Here is a 17,113-nt window from a genome sequence, read left to right on the forward strand (position 1 = left end):
ACCGGGCACCGGGCGGTCAGGGTGAGCGGCGGATGAGGAGGAGGGCGCGGTCGTCGTTGACGTCCTTGGCGACCTTCTCGATCAGGTGCCAGGCGGCGCCGTCCCAGCCGGAGGCGACGTAGCGGTCGGCTTCGCCGGTGAGGCGGTCGATGCCTTCGCTGATCTCGCGGTCGGCCGTCTCGACGAGGCCGTCGGTGAAGAGCATGAGGACGTCGCCGCGGCGCAGGTTCCCGCGGGCGGGGAGGAACTCGGCGCCGTCGTAGACGCCGAGCAGCGGGCCCTCGCCGGTCATCTCCTGCCAGCGGCCGCTGCCGGCGGAGAGCTGGAGGGCCGGGAGGTGGCCGGCGGAGAGCAGTTCGTAGTCGCCGGTCTCCAGGTCCAGGACGAGGTGGATGGAGGTGGCGAAGCCCTCGTCCCAGTCCTGGCGGAGCAGGTAGCCGTTGGCGGCGGGCAGGAAGCCGTGCGGGGGCAGGGCGCCGAGCAGGCCGCCGAAGGCCCCGGACAGCAGCAGGGCACGGGAGCCCGCTTCCATCCCCTTGCCGGAGACGTCGGTCAGGACGATCTCCAGGGTCCGGCCGCCGTTGGTGCGGGCCGCGACGACGAAGTCGCCGGAGAAGGACTGGCCGCCGGCCGGGCGCAGGGCCATCTCGCGGTGCCAGCCGCGCGGCAGGGCGGGCAGTTTGCTCTGGATCCGGATGCGTTCGCGGAGGTCGAAGAGCATGGTGCCGCCGCGCCGCCAGGGGACGCCGACGCGGCTGCGGAACTGGGCGATGACCAGTCCGAAGAATCCGCAGGCCGCGACCACCAGGACGGTGCCGGGGGTGACGCGGGCCGGGCCCTGGGTGTACGGGCCGAGGACGAGGGCCTCGACGATCAGCGCGGTCGCGGAGGCGGCGTACAGGGCCAGGAGGCTGGCGGGGCGCAGCAGCAGTCCGCCGGCGACGATGGGCAGGACGAGCGCGGAGGGCGAGAACCAGACGGGCAGCATGAGCGTGCCGAAGGCGATCGCGGGAACGGTGGCCAGCAGACCGCCGAAGGCGAGCCAGTCGGAGCCGTCGCCGCGGAAGTAGTCGACGGCGGATTTGCGCAGGGCGGTGCGCCCCCGGTGCGACAGCATGCGCATCCGGGCCATGAGGGATTCCACGCGTGCTCCGGCCATTGCATCGGGACCTTATCCATCCTGGCTGTGGATGCGCAGGGGTACCCCTGGACCTTGGGCACATTGCCTCCGGAAAACCCTTCGACCGCGGCGGAATGCCCGGGTAAGGATGGCCACATGGCTCTTGAGATGCGCGTTTTGAGGTCCGGCGAGTGGGATGTCTGGTTCGACCAGCTGGAACTGGCTTTCGGTGGTGTGTCCGAGCCCCCTCAGCGGCGGGAGCTGTACCGGTCCTTGACGGAGCCGGAGCGTTCCCTGGGCGTCTGGGACGGCGCGGAGTGCGTGGGTTCGGCCTCGGCGTTCAGCTTCCGGATCTCGGTGCCGGGCGGGGCGGTGGTGCCCGCCGCCGGGGTCACGATGGTGGGCGTCGCGCCGACGCACCGCCGCCGCGGGGTGCTCAGTTCTCTGATGCGGCGCCAGTTGGACGACGTCCGGGCGGCCGGTGAGCCGCTCGCGGTGCTGACGGCCTCGGATCCGGCGATCTACGGGCGCTTCGGCTACGGCACGGCGACGTACGCCCTGTCCGTGGAGGTCGACACGGCGCGGGTACGGCTCGCAGTGCCGCCGGGGACGGACGAGGTGCGGCTGCGGCTGGTCGACCCGCAGCAGGCGCTGGCCGACTGCGAGCGGGTGTACGCCGAGCTGGTCACGCGGCGGCCGGGGACGCCGGCCCGGCAGCCCGGCTGGGAGCGGCAGACGGTCATGGATCCGCCCGAGGACCGGGAGGGTGCTTCGCCGCTGAAGTGCGTGGTCGCCGAGCGGGCGGACGGCGGGGTGGCGGGGTACGCCCGCTACCGGGTCAAGCCGGACTGGGATCCGGCCGGTGCGGCCGGGAAGGTCGAGGTCGTGGACCTCGACGCGCTGGATCCGGCGGCGACGGCCGCACTGTGGCGCTACCTGTTCTCCATCGACCTGACGTGGACGGTGCGGGCGGGCGGGCGGCCGGTGGACGATCCGCTGCTGCACCTGGTCAGCGATGTCCGGCGGTCGCGGCCGACGGCGCGCGACTCGCTCCACGTACGGCTGGTGGACCTGCCGGCGGCGCTGGAGGCGCGGACCTACGGGTCCGCGGTGGACGTGGTCCTGGAGGTCGAGGACGCGTTCTGCCCGTGGAACGCGGGGCGGTGGCGGCTGACGGCCGGTGCGAGCGCGGGCGACGGCGCCGGGAAGGTCTCGTGCACCCGGACCGCGGAGCCGGCGGAGCTGGCGCTGTCGGTACGGGAGCTGGGCGCGGCCTACCTGGGCGGGATCAGCCTGACCTCGCTGGCGGCGGCCGGCCGGGTCCGCGAACTGCGGCCGGGCGCCCTGACGGAGGCCTCGCGGGCCTTCGCCGGGGACGTGGCCCCTTGGCTCCCGCACGGGTTCTGAGGGGCGCGTCGGCGCGTCGTACGCGCACGGGACGCTGAGGCGGTCAGCGCGGCCCGCAGGCGGCACGGAACCTCAGGGGCGTCAGCGCTTCTGGCAGGCCGGGCACCAGAAGAGGTTGCGGGCGGCGAGACCGGCGGTGCGGATCTCGCCCCCGCAGATGTGGCAGGGCAGGTTCGCCCTCCTGTAGACGTACACCTCGCCGCCGTGGTCGTCCACCCGCGGCGGACGGCCCATCGCCTCGGGCAGGTGCTCGTCGCGGACGGTGTCGATGCGGTTGTTCCGTACGCCCTCGCGCATCAGTCCGGCCAGGTCCTCCCACATGGCGTCCCATTCGCCGCGCGTGAGGTCCTTGCCGAGCCGGTACGGGTCGATGCCGTGCCGGAAGAGGACCTCGGCGCGGTAGACGTTGCCGACGCCCGCGACGACCTTCTGGTCCATCAGCAGGGCGGCGACGGTGGTGCGGGAGCGGGAGATCCGCTTCCAGGCCCGTTCGGGGTCGTCGTCCGGCCGCAGCGGGTCGGGGCCGAGCCGGTCGTGTATCGACTTCTTCTCGCCCTCGCCGATCAGCGCGCAGGCGGTGGGTCCGCGCAGGTCGGCGTAGTGCTCCTCGTTCAGCAGGCGCAGCCGGACCGTGTCGGTCGCGGGCGGAGCCGGGGCGGGGCCGAAGCCGAGCTTGCCGAAGAGTCCGAGGTGGATGTGGATCCAGGCGTCGCCCAGCTCCAGGAAGAGGTGCTTGCCGTGCGCCTCGGCGCTCTCCAGTTCGCGCCCGTCGAGCAGGGCCGCGCTCTCGGCGAAGCGGCCCTGGGGGCTGCTCACGCGGACCGGACGGTCGGCGAACCGCTCTGTGTGGTCCTGGGCCAGGCGGTGGATCTTATGCCCCTCGGGCACGGCGGACTCCTGAGAAGAATGAAAACGGCCGTGCCACCCCCGCAGGGAGCGGCACGGCCGGAAGGCGGGATCAGCCCTGCGGGTGGTGGGCCGGGATCGGGGGGAGCTCGCCGGTCTGCTCGTAGGCGGTGAGCATGTCGATGCGGCGGGTGTGGCGCTCCTCGCCGGAGTACGGGGTCTTCAGGAAGGCGTCGATGAAGCTGACGACCTCGTCCTGGGTGTGCATGCGGCCGCCGACGGAGATCACGTTGGCGTTGTTGTGCTCGCGGCCCAGCTCGGCGGTCTGGACGCTCCACGCGAGGACGGCGCGGATCCCCTTGACCTTGTTCGCGGCGATCTGCTCGCCGTTGCCGGAGCCGCCGATCACGATGCCGAGGCTGCCGGGGTCCGCGGCGGTCTTCTCCGCGGCGCGCAGGCAGAACGGCGGGTAGTCGTCCACGGCGTCGTAGATGTGGGGCCCACAGTCGACGGGCTCGTGGCCGTTGTTCTTGAGCCAGTCCACGAGGTGGTTCTTGAGCTCATAACCGGCATGGTCGGATCCGAGGTACACGCGCATGGGTCGAGTGTGGCACGAGGGGGCCCGGCGACTCGCAGCGGGTGTCGCGTAAATCACTTCTAAAGCTCAAGTAAACCCAAAGAACGCAGATGAGACACGGGGGCCACAGGTCCGGGCCGTTGGTCCTTACGCAACGATCCGGACTGAGGTCTTCCGTCCTGCGTTCATCTCAGGTTTGAATGCCGGGGCTCGCAACCCGAGAACCTAAGGATCCGTCCATGAGCTCCACGACGACCCTTCAGAAGGAAGGCAACCCCACTGGTAACCCCGGTGACGGTCAGCCCTCCGACGGTCTGAAGGCCGGTCTCAAGAACCGCCACCTGTCCATGATCGCCATCGGTGGCGTCATCGGCGCCGGCCTCTTCGTCGGCTCCGGTGGCGGTATCGCCAAGGCCGGTCCCGCCATCCTGATCTCCTACGCCCTCGTCGGCGCGATGGTGGTCTTCGTGATGCGGATGCTGGGCGAGATGGCCGCCGCCAGCCCGAACTCGGGCTCCTTCTCCGCGTACGCCGACCGGGCGCTCGGCCGCTGGGCCGGCTTCTCCATCGGCTGGCTGTACTGGTTCTTCTGGGTCGTTGTACTGGCCGTGGAGGCCACCGCCGGTGCCGCCATCCTGGAGAACTGGATCCCGGCCGTCCCGCAGTGGGCCTGGGCGCTGATCGTGATGGCGGTCCTGACCCTCACCAACCTCGGGTCGGTCGCCTCGTACGGCGAGTTCGAGTTCTGGTTCGCGGGCATCAAGGTCGTCGCCATCGGCGCGTTCGTGATCATCGGCATGCTGGCCGTCTTCGGCGTGCTGCCGGGCTCCGACAACCCGGGTGCGGGCTTCGCCCACCTGACCGACGCGGGCGGATTCTTCCCCAACGGCTACGGCGCCGTCCTCACCGGTGTGCTGATGGTCGTCTTCTCCTTCATGGGCAGCGAGATCGTCACGCTGGCGGCCGGCGAGTCGGAGAACCCCCGCAAGGCGGTCACCCAGGCCACCAACTCCGTCATCTGGCGGATCGGCGTCTTCTACCTGGGCTCGATCTTCATCGTGCTGACCCTGCTCCCGTGGAACGACAAGTCGATCACCGAGAAGGGCTCGTACGTCGCGGCCCTGGACTCGATCGGCATCGCGCACGCCGGCACGATCATGGAGGTCATCGTCCTGACCGCCGTGCTGTCCTGCCTGAACTCGGGCCTGTACACCGCCTCCCGCATGGCCTTCTCGCTCGGTGAGCGCGGCGACGCCCCGAAGGCGTTCGCCAAGGTCAACGCCAAGGGCGTGCCGGTGGCCGCGATCCTGGGCTCCACGGTCTTCGGCTTCGTGGCCGTCTACTTCAACTACGCCTTCAAGGACACGGTCTTCAACTTCCTGCTGAACTCCTCGGGTGCCATCGCGCTCTTCGTCTGGCTGGTGATCTGCTTCACCCAGCTGCGGATGCGCGGGATCCTGGTCCGCGAGGCCCCGGAGAAGCTGACCGTGAAGATGTGGCTCTTCCCGTGGCTGACCTGGGCCACCGCCGCACTGATCGTGTTCGTGATCGGCTACATGTTCGTGGACGACGCCAACCGCGAGGTGGTCACCCTCTCCACCCTGGTGGCCGGCCTGGTCGTGGCCGTCGGCGTGGTGCTGGACTTCCGCCGCAAGCGGGCGGCGCTCCAGGGCTGACCCCTGGTCCCCCCTCCGTACGCCAGAGCCCGGCCCGCCGTCACAGGCGGGCCGGGCCCCGGCGCATCTGGGGAGTGTTCAGCCCCGGCGGCCCGCCAGCTTCCAGGCGGCCGGCAGCGCGCCCATGGCCAGCGCGGCCTTGAGCGCGTCGCCGATCAGGAACGGGACCAGGCCGGCCGCGACGGCCGCGCCCAGCGACATCCCGGTGGCGGCCATCAGGTACGGCACGCCCACCGCGTAGATGACGGCGGAGCCCAGCACCATCGTGCCCGCCGTACGCAGGACCGAGCGGTCGGCGCCGCGCCGCGCGAGGGCGCCGACGAGGGTGGCGGCCAGCAGCATGCCGAGCACGTAGCCGAAGGAGGCGCCGCCCGCACCGGAGGTGCCGTTCGCGAACCACGGCACGCCGGCCGAGCCGAGCAGGGCGTACAGGCCCAGCGCGAGGAAGCCGCGGCGGGCGCCGAAGGCGGTGCCGACGAGCAGCGCCGCGAAGGTCTGGCCGGTGACCGGGACCGGGGAGCCGGGGACGGGCACCGCGATCTGCGCGGCCAGGCCGGTCAGCGCGGCTCCGCCGGCGACGAGCGCGATGTCGCGGACGCGGCTCGCGGGCAGCAGGTCGGCGAGGACGGCGCCGGGCCGGAAGGAGACGGAAGCGGTGCTCATCGGAGGGCTCCGGAAGATCGTGGTGACAGGACGATCACCGACGTTAGTCCGCGGCCCGCCACCGCCCCACCGCCGCCCGGCACAAAGGCATACTCCCCGGTTTGGTGGGGACCGCACAAAGACTCCCACTCCCACTCCCGACGACGTGATCCGCGTCACGGCGAGGATTCGACACCACGTCCGTTTTGCACGGAAGGCCGCTGCCCAGTGAGACTGTAGGGTCCCGCCAATCCTGATACGGAGCCCCCACCGCCGCTGGGCCGAACGAGAGTACGAGCGCCCCTCATGCCCAACCGTCAGCAAGAAGCTTCTCCCCTGACTTCCGACCTGCCCGAGGAGCCACTGAGCCACAGCCTCAAGCAGCGCCACCTGACCATGCTGGGCCTCGGCGGCGTGATCGGCGCCGGGCTCTTCGTCGGCTCCGGCGCCGGCATCGGCATCGCCGGTCCCGCGATCATCTGCTCCTACCTGCTCGCGGGCGTCCTCGCGATGCTGGTCATGCGGGCGCTCGGCGAGATGTCCGCCGCGATGCCCGCCTCCGGTTCGTTCTCCGTCTACGCGGAGAAGGCGCTGGGGCGCTGGGCCGGTTTCTCGGCGGGCTGGCTGTACTGGTTCCTGCTGGTCGTGGTGCTCGCCGTGGAGGCGACCGGCGCCGCGAAGATCGCGAACGGCTGGGTGCCCTCGGTCGACCAGTGGGTCTGGGTGCTGCTGTTCATGGTGGTCTTCACCGTCGCCAACCTGGCCGCCGTGCGGAACTTCGGCGAGTTCGAGTTCTGGTTCGCCGCGCTGAAGGTGGGGGCGATCGTGCTCTTCCTGATCCTCGGCACCCTCGCCGTCTTCGGTCTGCTCCCGGACACGGATCCGGTGGGCATGACCAACCTGACGGGCCAGGGCGGCTTCTTCCCGGCGGGCATCGGCGGGGTCGTCGCCGGCATGCTCGCGGTGGTCTTCGCCTTCGGCGGCCTGGAGGTCGTCACCATCGCGGCCGCCGAGTCGGACGACCCGGCGCGCTCGGTGGCCCGCGCGGTGCGCAGCGCGGTGTGGCGCATCCTCTTCTTCTACGTCGGCTCGATGGTGGTCATCGTGACCCTGCTGCCGTGGGACTCGCTGGAGCCGGGTGAGAGCCCGTACGTGGCCGTCCTCGACTCCATCGGCATCCCGGCGGCCGGCCAGATCATGAACATCGTGGTGTTCGTGGCCCTGCTGTCGGCGCTCAACGCGAACCTGTACGGGTCCTCGCGCATGGTGTTCTCCCTGGCCGAGCGGGGCGAGGCGCCCAAGGCGCTGCTGAAGGTCTCGGGCGGCGGGGTGCCGCGCCGGGCCGTCTTCGCGTCGGTGGCCTTCGGCTTCGTGTCGGTGGTGCTGAACCTGCTGTGGCCGGACACGATCTTCCTCTACATGCTGAACGCGGTCGGCGCCGTGCTGCTCTTCGTGTGGGCCCTGATCGCCGTCTCGCAGCTGAAGCTGCGCCGGGTCATCGAGCGGGACATGCCGGAGCGGCTGACGCTGCCGATGTGGCTGTTCCCGTACCTCACCTGGACGGCGCTGATCGGCATGGCGACGGTGCTCGTCCTGATGCTGTTCGACGACTCCGCGCGGCCCCAGCTGCTCTGGTCCTCCGGCGCGGCCGCGGCGGTGCTCGCGGTGGCGGGCCTGCGCGAGCTGCGGGCCCGCCGGAACGAGAAGCTGCCCCAGGCGTAGTCCGCGGGGCCGGACTCGGTCCGAGGTGTCAGGGGGTGTCCGGCGGTCGCGGCCGGGCACCCCTTTGACGTCGAGGAGGGGCGTGATCACGATCCGTGAAGCGTCCGTCCGAATACCGGACGAAGAACGTCCGACTATCGGACGACGGAGACACTGGCCCGCATGAGTCAGAGCACGATCACCCCCCACCCGCAGCAGGTGCCACCGCAGGGCGGCGCCGGTTCCCCCCTCGGCAACGGCCTCAAGCAGCGCCACCTCTCGATGATCGCCCTCGGCGGGGTCATCGGCGCCGGGCTCTTCGTCGGCTCGGGGGCCGGGATCGCCGCCGCCGGCCCCTCGATCGTGCTCGCCTACGCGGCGTCCGGGCTGCTCGTGATGTTCGTGATGCGGATGCTCGGCGAGATGTCCGCGGCGAACCCCGCTTCCGGCTCCTTCTCGGTGCACGCGGAGCGGGCCGTCGGCCCCTGGGCCGGTTTCACGGCGGGCTGGATGTTCTGGACCCTGCTCTGCGTGGGCGTGGCCATCGAGGCGATCGGCGCGGCGCACATCATGACCGGCTGGTTCCCGGGCACCCCCTCCTGGATGTGGGTGCTGGTCTTCATGGCCGTCTTCTGCGGGTCCAACCTGGGCGCCGTCTCGCGCTTCGGCGAGTTCGAGTTCTGGTTCGCCGCCCTGAAGATCGGCGCCATCGGGCTCTTCCTGGGCCTGGGCGTACTGGCCGTCATGGGGCTGCTGCCCGGCACCTCCTCCCCCGGCGCGGCCAACCTGGTGCACGACGGCGGCTTCCTGCCCAACGGGATGGACGGCCTGCTCGTCGGACTGCTGGCCTCGGTCGTCGCGTACGGCGGGCTGGAGACGGTGACCATCGCGGCCGCCGAGTCCGAGAACCCCGTCAAGGGCGTGGCCAAGGCCGTGAAGACCACCATGTGGCGCATCGCGATCGTCTACGTCGGCTCCATGCTGGTCATCGTCACCCTGCTGCCCTGGAACGACCCGGCGGTCACGGCGGACGGCCCCTACGCCGCCACCCTGGACCACCTGGGCATCCCGGCGGCCGGCGAGATCATGAACGTGGTCATCCTGATCGCCCTGCTGTCCGCCATGAACGCCAACATCTACGGCTCCTCGCGCATGGCCTACTCCCTGGTCTCCCGCGGCCAGGGCCCCAAGGCGCTGGGCAAGGTCACCGGCGGGGTCCCGCGCCGCGCGGTGCTCGCCTCCTCCGGTTTCGGCTTCGTCACCGTGCTCCTCTCGTACTGGTACCCGGACACCCTGTTCGCCTGGCTGCTGAACATGGTCGGCGGAGTCATCCTCGTCGTCTGGGGCTTCATCGCCGTCTCGCAGTTCGTGCTGCGCCGCCGGCTGGAGCGCGAGGCCCCCGAGAAGCTGGTCGTGAAGATGTGGGGCTTCCCGTACCTGACCTGGGTGGCGCTGGCCGGGGTGGCCGGGGTGCTGGTCCTGATGGTCCTGGGCGAGGACACCCGCGTCCAGGTCGTCTTCACCGGAGGCCTGACGGCCGCGCTCGCGGTGACCGGCTACGTCATGCAGCGCCGGGCGGCGGCGGGCGCGAAGGCCTGACCCCACCTCAGTTCCGCTTCCCGGAGGCCGGGCCCGTGCGATCGCATGGGCCCGGCCTCCGGCGTTCGGCAGGACGCGACAAGAGAGGCGACCCTTACATGCGAGGGGGAATAGCTACTGCTAGCGTGCAGTTGCGCATTGATTGCAATAAGCAGTTGGCACGCCGAGGGGACCGGATACACGCATGGCCATCTACACGCTTCCTGAGCTTCCTTACGACTACGCGGCGCTGGAGCCGGTGATCAACCCGCAGATCATCGAACTGCACCACGACAAGCACCACGCGGCCTACGTCGCTGGCGCCAACACCACGCTGGAACAGCTGGAGGAGGCGCGCGACAAGGAGAACTGGGGCGCGCTGAACGGCCTGGAGAAGAACCTCGCGTTCCACCTCTCCGGCCACATCCTGCACAGCATCTACTGGCACAACATGGCCAGCCCGAAGACCGGCGACGGCGGCGGCGTCCCGGACGAGAAGGACGGCCTGGGCGAGCTCCCGGCCGCGATCACCGAGTCCTTCGGTTCCTTCGCCGCCTTCAAGAAGCAGCTGACCTTCGCGTCCTCCGCGACGCAGGGCTCCGGCTGGGGCGTGCTCGCGTACGAGCCCATCAGCGGCCGTCTGATCGTCGAGCAGATCTACGACCACCAGGGCAACGTGGGCCAGGCCTCCGTGCCGATCCTGGTCTTCGACGCCTGGGAGCACGCCTTCTACCTTCAGTACAAGAACCAGAAGGTGGACTTCATCGAGGCCATGTGGAATGTCGTCAACTGGCAGGACGTGGCCAAGCGCTACGCCGACGCCAAGGCGAACACCCCGCTGCTGATCCCGGCCAAGGGCTGATCGGCACCCCGAACCCGTCCGCCTCGTGATCGTCTTCTCAACCTTCACCGGCGGGCGTGTCCACCAGAAGGCCCCCGCGAGGACGTGACTCGCGGGGGCCTTCTGCGTACCTCCGGGCTGCGTACCTCCGGGTTACTCGAAGGACGGGCCCTGGGTGCGAGTGCGCTTGATCTCGTAGAAGCCCGGGGTCGAGGCGACCAGCAGGGTGCCGTCCCACAGCCGGGCGGCGGCCTCGCCGCGCGGGGTCGGGGTGACCACGGGGCCGAAGAAGGCCACCTCGTCGCCCTCGGCGCCGGGCACGGAGATCACCGGGGTGCCCACCTCCTGGCCTACGCGCTCGATGCCGTCGTTGTGCGAGGCGCGCAGCACCTCGTCGTACTCCTCGGAGTCCGCGTACGCGAGCAGCTCGGCCGGCAGGCCGACCTCGGCCAGCGCCTCGGCGATCACCTCGCGGGTCGGGCCCTTGTCCTCGTTGTGGATGCGGGTGCCGAGGGCGGTGTAGAGCTTGCCGGTGATCTCCTCACCGTGCTTCTGCTGGGCCGCTATGACCACGCGCACGGGGGCCCAGCCCTTGGGGCCGAGCAGCTCCCGGTAGCGCTCGGGCAGCTCGTCCAGCTTGTTCTCGTTGAGCACGGCCAGGCTCATCACGTGCCAGCGGACCTCGACGTCGCGGACCTTCTCGACCTCCACCATCCAGCGGGACGTCATCCAGGCCCAGGGGCAGAGCGGGTCGAACCAGAAGTCGACGGGGGTCTTCTCGCGCACCTGGGTGTCGGTCATGTCTCTCCTCAAGCCTCATGTCGGGAAAAGGGACGTCCCTGCCGTCCCGTCCCCGTCGCCAACCAGGCCCCCGGCGCCCGCATTCCCTGCGTGCGAGGATTCGTCAGGTAGAACACGATCACGCACGAAGGAGTGCACGTGCCCGGAGAGAATCTGTCCCGTGACGAGGCCCGCGAACGGGCCGAGCTGCTGTCCGTCGACGGGTACGAGGTGGTCCTCGACCTGAGGTCCGCGGTGGACGAGGCCGAACCGGCCGACGGCCCCCGGACCTTCCGCTCGGTGACGACCATCCGCTTCCGGGCCACCACCCCGGGCTCCGCCACCTTCGCGGACCTGATCGCCCCGTCGGTGAACGCCGTCACCCTGAACGGACGCCCGCTCGACCCCGCCGAGGTCTTCGACGGCGCCCGCATCGCGCTGGACGGCCTGGCCGGCGAGAACGTCCTGGTGGTGGACGCGAACTGCGCGTACAGCCGCACCGGCGAGGGCATGCACCGCTTCGTGGACCCGGAGGACGGCGAGGTCTACCTCTACACCCAGTACGAACCGGCGGATGCCCGGCGGGTGTACGCGAACTTCGAGCAGCCCGACCTGAAGGCGCCCTACCGCTTCGAGGTGAGCGCGCCGGAGGGCTGGCAGGTGTGGAGCAACGGCGCGGAGGAGTCGCGGGAGGGCGGCGTCTGGCGGTTCGCCGAGACGAAGCCGATCTCCACGTACATCACGTGCGTGGTGGCCGGCCCCTACCACTACGTGACCGACTCCTACACCCGCGGGGACCTGACGATCCCGCTGGGCGCGATGTGCCGCAAGGGACTGGCGAAGCACTTCGACGCGGAAGACGTCTTCCTCGTCACCAAGCAGGGCTTCGACCTCTTCCACGAGATCTTCGACTACCCGTACCCCTTCGGGAAGTACGACCAGGCCTTCGTCCCGGAGTACAACCTGGGCGCGATGGAGAACCCGGGGATGGTGACCTTCCGCGAGGAGTACATCTTCCGCGGGAAGGTCACGCAGGCCTCGTACGAGCGGCGCGCGAACGTCATCCTGCACGAGATGGCGCACATGTGGTTCGGCGACCTGGTCACCATGAAGTGGTGGGACGACCTGTGGCTGAAGGAGTCCTTCGCCGACTTCATGGGGTCCTTCGGACTCGTCGAGGCCACCCGCTTCGACCAGGCGTGGGTCACCTTCGCCAACAACCGCAAGGCCTGGGCCTACCGGGCCGACCAGCTGCCGTCCACGCACCCGATCACGGCCGACATCCGTGACCTGGAGGACGCGAAGCTGAACTTCGACGGGATCACCTACGCCAAGGGCGCCTCCGTCCTGAAGCAGCTGGTCGCCTACGTGGGGCGGGATGCGTTCCTGGACGGCGCGCGGCGGTACTTCAAGGCCCACGCCTACGGGAACACGCGCCTGGAGGACCTGCTGTCGGTGCTCGGCGAGGTGTCCGGGCGGGACATGGCCGAGTGGTCGCGGGCCTGGCTCCAGACGGCCGGCGTGAACGTGCTGACGCCGGTGGTCACCTGTGACGCGGGCGGGCGGGTGACCGAGCTGGCCGTGCTCCAGGAGGGCGACGAGCTCCGTCCCCACCGGGTCGCGGTCGGCCTGTACCGGCTGGAGTCCGACGGCACCCTGGTCCGCTACGCGCGGGCCGGGGCGGACGTGGCGGGCGCGCGGACCGTGGTCGAGGAGCTGGCGGGCCTGGAGCGGCCCGACCTGATCCTGGTCAACGACGAGGACCTCACCTACTGCAAGGTCCGCTTCGACGAGGGCTCGCTCACCACGCTGCGGGCCCACCTGGGCGACATCACGGACCCGCTGGCCCGGGCGCTGAGCTGGTCGGCGCTGTGGAACCTGACGCGGGACGGACTGATGCCCGCGCGTGACTTCGTGTCGCTGGTCCTGGCGCACGCGGGCCGCGAGACGCACGTCGGCGTCCTGCAGATGGTGCACAGCCAGACCCTGACGGCGGTCACCCGCTACGCGGCGCCGGACTGGCGCGAGCAGGGCGGCCGGGAGCTGGCGGCGGGCGCGCTGCACGAGCTGCGGCTGGCCGAGGCCGGTTCGGAGCACCAGCTGACCTGGGCCCGGTTCTTCGCCGCGAGCGCGGCCACCGAGGGCGACTTCCAGCTGCTGCTGGGGCTGCTGGAGGGGTCCGCGCGGATCGACGGGCTGGACGTGGACCAGGAGCTGCGCTGGGACTTTCTGCTGCCGCTGGCCGCCCACGGGGCGGTGGACGAGGACACGCTGCACGCCGAACTCGCGCGCGACGACACGGCCTCGGGCAAGCGGCACCAGGTGCGGTGCCTGGCGGCGCGACCGTCGGAGGCGGTCAAGGACCAGGCCTGGGCGGCGGTGGTCGAGTCGGACAGCCTGTCGAACGCGCTGGTGGAGGCGACGATCGCGGGCATGCAGCAGCCCTCGCAGCGGGGCCTGCTGGCGGCTTACTCGGAGCGCTACTTCGAGGTGATCGAGCGGATCTGGTCGGAGCGGTCGATCCAGATCGGCATGGACGTGGTGAAGGGGCTGTACCCGTCGCTCCAGGACTCGGAGTCCACCATCTCGGCGACTGACGCCTGGCTTTCCGCCCACCCGGACGCGGCCCCGGCGCTTCGCCGCCTGGTGCTGGAGTCCCGGGACGACCTGGCCAGGGCGCTTGCCGCGCAGCGGTGCGACGCCGCGGCCGGCAGCTAACCCGCTGCGCCGCTGTCGGGGCTCCGCCCCCGACAGCGGCGCAGCCTATCGGCCATCGAACGCCCGTACTTTAGCCCCGGCTTGTCCCGGTTTGCCGACGGGCGTGTAACAGGGGTTAGCGAGGCCATGGCCTGAGGGAATCACCGCGTCATGAACCACAACGCACCCCTCCCCCTCGCCCACCTCACCGGCAGCCGCCCCCGCGTTCTGACCCTGGCCCAGCTGCGCGAGCACGGCGTGACCGCCTCCGACGCCGCCGGGCGGCCCTGGCAGCAGATCCTTCCCGGGGTGTTCCTGCTGCACTCCGGACCGGCGACCAGCGAGGAGCGCCTGCACGCCGCACTGCTGTACGCGGGGCGGCGCGGCGGGGGCGAGGCCATGATCACCGGGTTGGCGGCGCTCGCGCTGTACCGCTTCTCCTCCGCGCCCGCGCTGCTCGCCCTCGCGCACATCGACGTACTGGTCCCCGGCACCCGGCGGCTGCGGCCCGCCGGGGACGTACGGATCGTGCGCGCGCACACCCCGCCCCAGCCCCAGGAAGTGACCGGCCTGCCGGTGGCGCCCGTGGCGCGGGCCGTCGCGGACGCCGTCGCCCAGCTCTCCGACGCCGGCACCGTACGCCGCCTGCTCAGCGAGGCCGTGCGCGGCGGGCACTGCGAACCGGGCGCCGTCGTACGGGAGCTGACGGTGGCGCGGCTGCTGAACCGGCCGCACGTGGTCGACGCCGTGGAGTCCCTCCTCGCGGAGGGCCGGGCCATCGCCGAGGACCGGCTGTACCACCTCGTACGGGGCTACGAACTGCCCGAGCCGGTCTGGAACGTGGACCTGCGGCTGCCCGGCGGCCCGCACCTCGGCGGGGTGGACGCCTACTGGCCCGAGCACGCCGTCGCGGTCGAGATCGACACCCGCGCCCCGCGCCAGGGGGAGGACGAGCAGTGGTCGGAGTGCGTCCGCAAGCGGGAGACCCTGGAGCGGCTCGGGGTCACCGTCATCCACGTCACCCCGCGCAAGCTGCGCGACTGGCCCGAGCAGCAGGCCGCGGTCGTCCGGACCGCCCTGACGGCCTGCGGCGACCGCGAGCCCGCCGCCTACCTGGTGGTGCTGCCCAGGTGAGGCGAGTACTCCGGAGCGCTCCACCGCAGCCGCCCCGGATGCACGCCCTCCACCACCGACTCCACGTGGAAGCGGACGCGCCGCTCCCCGTCGGCCCCGAACTCGGTTTCCGCCCGGCCGCTGAGCTGGAGCACCGCCCCGCTCTCCCAGTCCGGGAAGAGCAGCCCGGCCCGCGGGTCGGCCGTCAGGTTCCCGAGGGTCAGGAACATGGCGTTGCCCGCGTAGTCCGGCCAGGTCAGCTCCACCGGCGAGAGCACCTCCACGAAGCCCGGCAGACCGCCCCGGTGACTGGCGTCGGCCCCGTCCGCCTCCGCCGTGGTGGCGACGAAGAAGGTGTCGGCGCCGCGCACGGCCCGCTCCTGGCCGGGGGTGAGCGCGTTCCCGCGCCGCACGACGCCCGGCCCGTGCGCGGCCACCTCGAGCGGCTGCCGTTTCTGCAGGTACTTGGGGCAGTTGGCGAAGACCTGCTCGGCCTCGACCGCGAAGCCCCGGGGCGTCGGATCGAGGGTTCCGTTCAGCCGCATCCGGCGCCGGGTGCGCGGGTCGAGCGCGATCGTCCCGACCCGGGTCCCGGCCGTGGCCAGCGCCTCGGCGAGCGGATCGCCCGGGGGTAGTCCGCCCGCGACCGCGATCCGGTCGGGCCCGGTGGCCCGTACGAAACCGGGCGCGCCGGTGAGCAGCGAGGCCCACATCCGTCCCGCGCCGTCGGCCGCCCCCACGACCAGGTGCGGCTGGAGCCCCAGGAAGGCCGCGGCGACGTCCCGGATGCCCGTTCCGATCGAGCGCCCGACGTGCTCGGCGAGGTCCCGTACGCCGACCCGCTCCTGCACGGCCAGCGAGCCCCAGTGGTAGGCGCCGCTCATTAGAAGAATCCGCAGGTCGGCGCCCCCGCGACGGGGGCGGGCACACCCTCGGCGCCGGTCGGGACGGAGATCTCCAGCCGGATGCCGTCGGGGTCGTGGAAGAAGATGCCGCCGGAGGCCGCGCCCTCGCCGTGCGCGACGACCCCGTCGTACGCGAACTCGACGCCCAGCTCCCGCAGTCGCGCCTCGTACTCCCGTACCTCCTCGATCGCGCCGGCGGAGAGCGCCAGGTGGTGCAGTCCGGCCGCGGCCGGGGCGTAGGAGCTGTCGGCCTGCTGCCAGAGGGTGAGGACGAGCTCGCCGTCCTGGCCGAGGAGGGCGAAGCGGCGCCCCTCCTCCTTGCCCTCGGCCAGCGGCTGGAAGCCGAGGACGTCCCGGTAGAAGGCGAGCGAGCGCTCCAGATCGGTGACGTTGAGGCCCACGTGGCCGGTGCGGAGCTTGCTGATGACGGTCGTCATGGCGGTACCTTCCCCAGAGGATTTCTAACCTTCTAAATCGACGATAGAGGTTAGGAAGATCCTCGTCAACCCGTCACGTACTCTTGAGGGGTTAGCAAGGCGGCAGGAAGGGTCGGAGACATGACGGCGGCGGACCCACGACCCCTGACCGGCGAGCCGGTCGCGCTCGACCTGCTGAACACCCGCTGGGTCACGGAGGGCGAACCCCTCGACCTCTTCGCGGGCGCCGCCGGGCTGAGCCGGGTGGAGGGACTCGCCGTCTGGCTGGAGGCCACCGGGCTGGCCGGCCGTTTCCGCGCCGACGCCCCGACCCTCGTCCACCTGCTGACCGCCCGCGAGGCACTCGCCCGGGCCGTCGCGGACCCGGCGGACGAGAAGGCGCGCGCCCTGGTCGACGCCGTCCTGGACCACGGCCGCATCCGCGCCACCCTCACCGCGGAAGGCCCGGGCGAACGGGCCGAGTTCGACGATCCCGCCTGGGGTCCCGCCTGGATCGCGGCCCGCGACTACCTCGGCCTGCTGGGCTCGGCGCCCGACCGGATCCGCGCGTGCGCGTCCGAGAGCTGCGTCCTGCACTTCTTCGACGTCTCACGCAACGGCACCCGCCGCTGGTGCTCGATGGCCGCCTGCGGAAACCGGGCGAAGGCCTCGCGCCATTACGCGCGCACGCGCGTGCGCTGAACCGTCGAAATCTGTCACACCCGCCCCGGGGCGAAGCCGCGCCCCGGGGCCTACGCATGGCCTCCAAATCGATAAATCGACTCATCAGCCCTTGAGGTTCGCACCGGTGTGC

At 71.3% G+C, this 17,113-nt stretch carries 15 protein-coding genes; 8 read left to right on the forward strand and 7 right to left on the reverse strand.

Annotated elements, in window-relative coordinates:
* Positions 1 to 16: 16 nt before the first annotated feature.
* Entirely contained in the window at positions 17 to 1,159 is a 1,143-nt protein-coding gene (locus AB0D94_RS04390; RefSeq protein WP_362045256.1) for a PP2C family protein-serine/threonine phosphatase, read from the reverse strand.
* 117 nt (positions 1,160 to 1,276) lie between these two features.
* Between AB0D94_RS04390 and AB0D94_RS04395 the strand changes: the two genes are divergently transcribed.
* Positions 1,277 to 2,527: a GNAT family N-acetyltransferase gene (locus AB0D94_RS04395; protein WP_362045259.1), complete on the forward strand. Its 1,251-nt coding sequence runs from the start codon at positions 1,277 to 1,279 to the stop codon at positions 2,525 to 2,527.
* Positions 2,528 to 2,608: 81 nt separating this feature from the next.
* Here AB0D94_RS04395 and AB0D94_RS04400 read toward each other — a convergent pair whose 3' ends face one another.
* On the reverse strand, positions 2,609 to 3,415 hold the full coding sequence (locus AB0D94_RS04400; protein WP_362045262.1) for a DNA-formamidopyrimidine glycosylase family protein: 807 nt from the start codon (positions 3,413 to 3,415) through the stop codon (positions 2,609 to 2,611).
* Positions 3,416 to 3,485: 70 nt separating this feature from the next.
* Complete coding sequence (locus tag AB0D94_RS04405) at positions 3,486 to 3,971, reverse strand: ribose-5-phosphate isomerase (RefSeq protein WP_362045265.1); 486 nt, start codon at positions 3,969 to 3,971, stop codon at positions 3,486 to 3,488.
* 218 nt (positions 3,972 to 4,189) lie between these two features.
* Here AB0D94_RS04405 and AB0D94_RS04410 point away from each other — a divergent pair, with 218 nt between their 5' ends.
* Complete coding sequence (locus AB0D94_RS04410; RefSeq protein ID WP_362045268.1) at positions 4,190 to 5,626, forward strand: amino acid permease; 1,437 nt, start codon at positions 4,190 to 4,192, stop codon at positions 5,624 to 5,626.
* A 78-nt stretch (positions 5,627 to 5,704) separates the two neighbouring features.
* On the opposite strand, the gene AB0D94_RS04415 is transcribed toward AB0D94_RS04410, so the two are convergent.
* Positions 5,705 to 6,289 (reverse strand): biotin transporter BioY, encoded by a 585-nt coding sequence (locus tag AB0D94_RS04415; RefSeq protein WP_362045271.1) that lies wholly within the window; start codon positions 6,287 to 6,289, stop codon positions 5,705 to 5,707.
* 285 nt (positions 6,290 to 6,574) lie between these two features.
* Between AB0D94_RS04415 and AB0D94_RS04420 the strand changes: the two genes are divergently transcribed.
* The 3 genes from AB0D94_RS04420 (at position 6,575) to AB0D94_RS04430 (ending at position 10,409) form a co-directional block, all read left to right on the forward strand.
* Positions 6,575 to 7,990, forward strand: coding sequence for an amino acid permease (locus AB0D94_RS04420; RefSeq protein ID WP_362045274.1), 1,416 nt, complete (start codon positions 6,575 to 6,577; stop codon positions 7,988 to 7,990).
* 162 nt (positions 7,991 to 8,152) lie between these two features.
* Complete coding sequence (locus AB0D94_RS04425; RefSeq protein WP_362045277.1) at positions 8,153 to 9,568, forward strand: amino acid permease; 1,416 nt, start codon at positions 8,153 to 8,155, stop codon at positions 9,566 to 9,568.
* A gap of 184 nt (positions 9,569 to 9,752) precedes the next feature.
* On the forward strand, positions 9,753 to 10,409 hold the full coding sequence (locus AB0D94_RS04430; RefSeq protein ID WP_362045280.1) for a superoxide dismutase: 657 nt from the start codon (positions 9,753 to 9,755) through the stop codon (positions 10,407 to 10,409).
* A 132-nt stretch (positions 10,410 to 10,541) separates the two neighbouring features.
* Here the strand turns inward: AB0D94_RS04430 and AB0D94_RS04435 are convergent, their stop codons facing one another.
* Positions 10,542 to 11,189, reverse strand: a complete 648-nt coding sequence (locus AB0D94_RS04435) for a DsbA family protein (RefSeq protein WP_362045284.1) — start codon at positions 11,187 to 11,189, stop codon at positions 10,542 to 10,544.
* 138 nt (positions 11,190 to 11,327) lie between these two features.
* On the opposite strand from AB0D94_RS04435, the gene pepN reads away from it, so the two are divergent.
* Positions 11,328 to 13,886 carry an aminopeptidase N gene (gene pepN / locus AB0D94_RS04440; RefSeq protein ID WP_362045288.1) on the forward strand — a complete coding sequence of 853 codons (2,559 nt, stop codon included), beginning with the start codon at positions 11,328 to 11,330 and terminating at the stop codon, positions 13,884 to 13,886.
* A 150-nt stretch (positions 13,887 to 14,036) separates the two neighbouring features.
* Positions 14,037 to 14,999 (forward strand): hypothetical protein, encoded by a 963-nt coding sequence (locus AB0D94_RS04445; RefSeq protein WP_362045291.1) that lies wholly within the window; start codon positions 14,037 to 14,039, stop codon positions 14,997 to 14,999.
* Here AB0D94_RS04445 and AB0D94_RS04450 read toward each other — a convergent pair.
* Positions 14,975 to 15,862: a pyridoxamine 5'-phosphate oxidase family protein gene (locus tag AB0D94_RS04450; RefSeq protein ID WP_362045294.1), complete on the reverse strand. Its 888-nt coding sequence runs from the start codon at positions 15,860 to 15,862 to the stop codon at positions 14,975 to 14,977. The two genes, AB0D94_RS04445 and AB0D94_RS04450, sit on opposite strands and share 25 nt — an antisense overlap.
* The gene (locus tag AB0D94_RS04455) at positions 15,862 to 16,320 is read right to left on the reverse strand and encodes a VOC family protein (protein WP_362045297.1); all 459 of its coding nucleotides are present in this window, start codon (positions 16,318 to 16,320) and stop codon (positions 15,862 to 15,864) included. Before AB0D94_RS04455 ends, AB0D94_RS04450 begins: the two co-directional genes overlap by 1 nt.
* 120 nt (positions 16,321 to 16,440) lie before the next feature.
* Here AB0D94_RS04455 and AB0D94_RS04460 point away from each other — a divergent pair, with 120 nt between their 5' ends.
* Complete coding sequence (locus tag AB0D94_RS04460; RefSeq protein ID WP_362045300.1) at positions 16,441 to 17,001, forward strand: CGNR zinc finger domain-containing protein; 561 nt, start codon at positions 16,441 to 16,443, stop codon at positions 16,999 to 17,001.
* The last annotated feature ends 112 nt before the right edge of the window (positions 17,002 to 17,113 follow it).

This window comes from Streptomyces sp. NPDC048255 (assembly GCF_040652415.1).
In the GTDB taxonomy this organism is placed as follows: domain Bacteria; phylum Actinomycetota; class Actinomycetes; order Streptomycetales; family Streptomycetaceae; genus Streptomyces.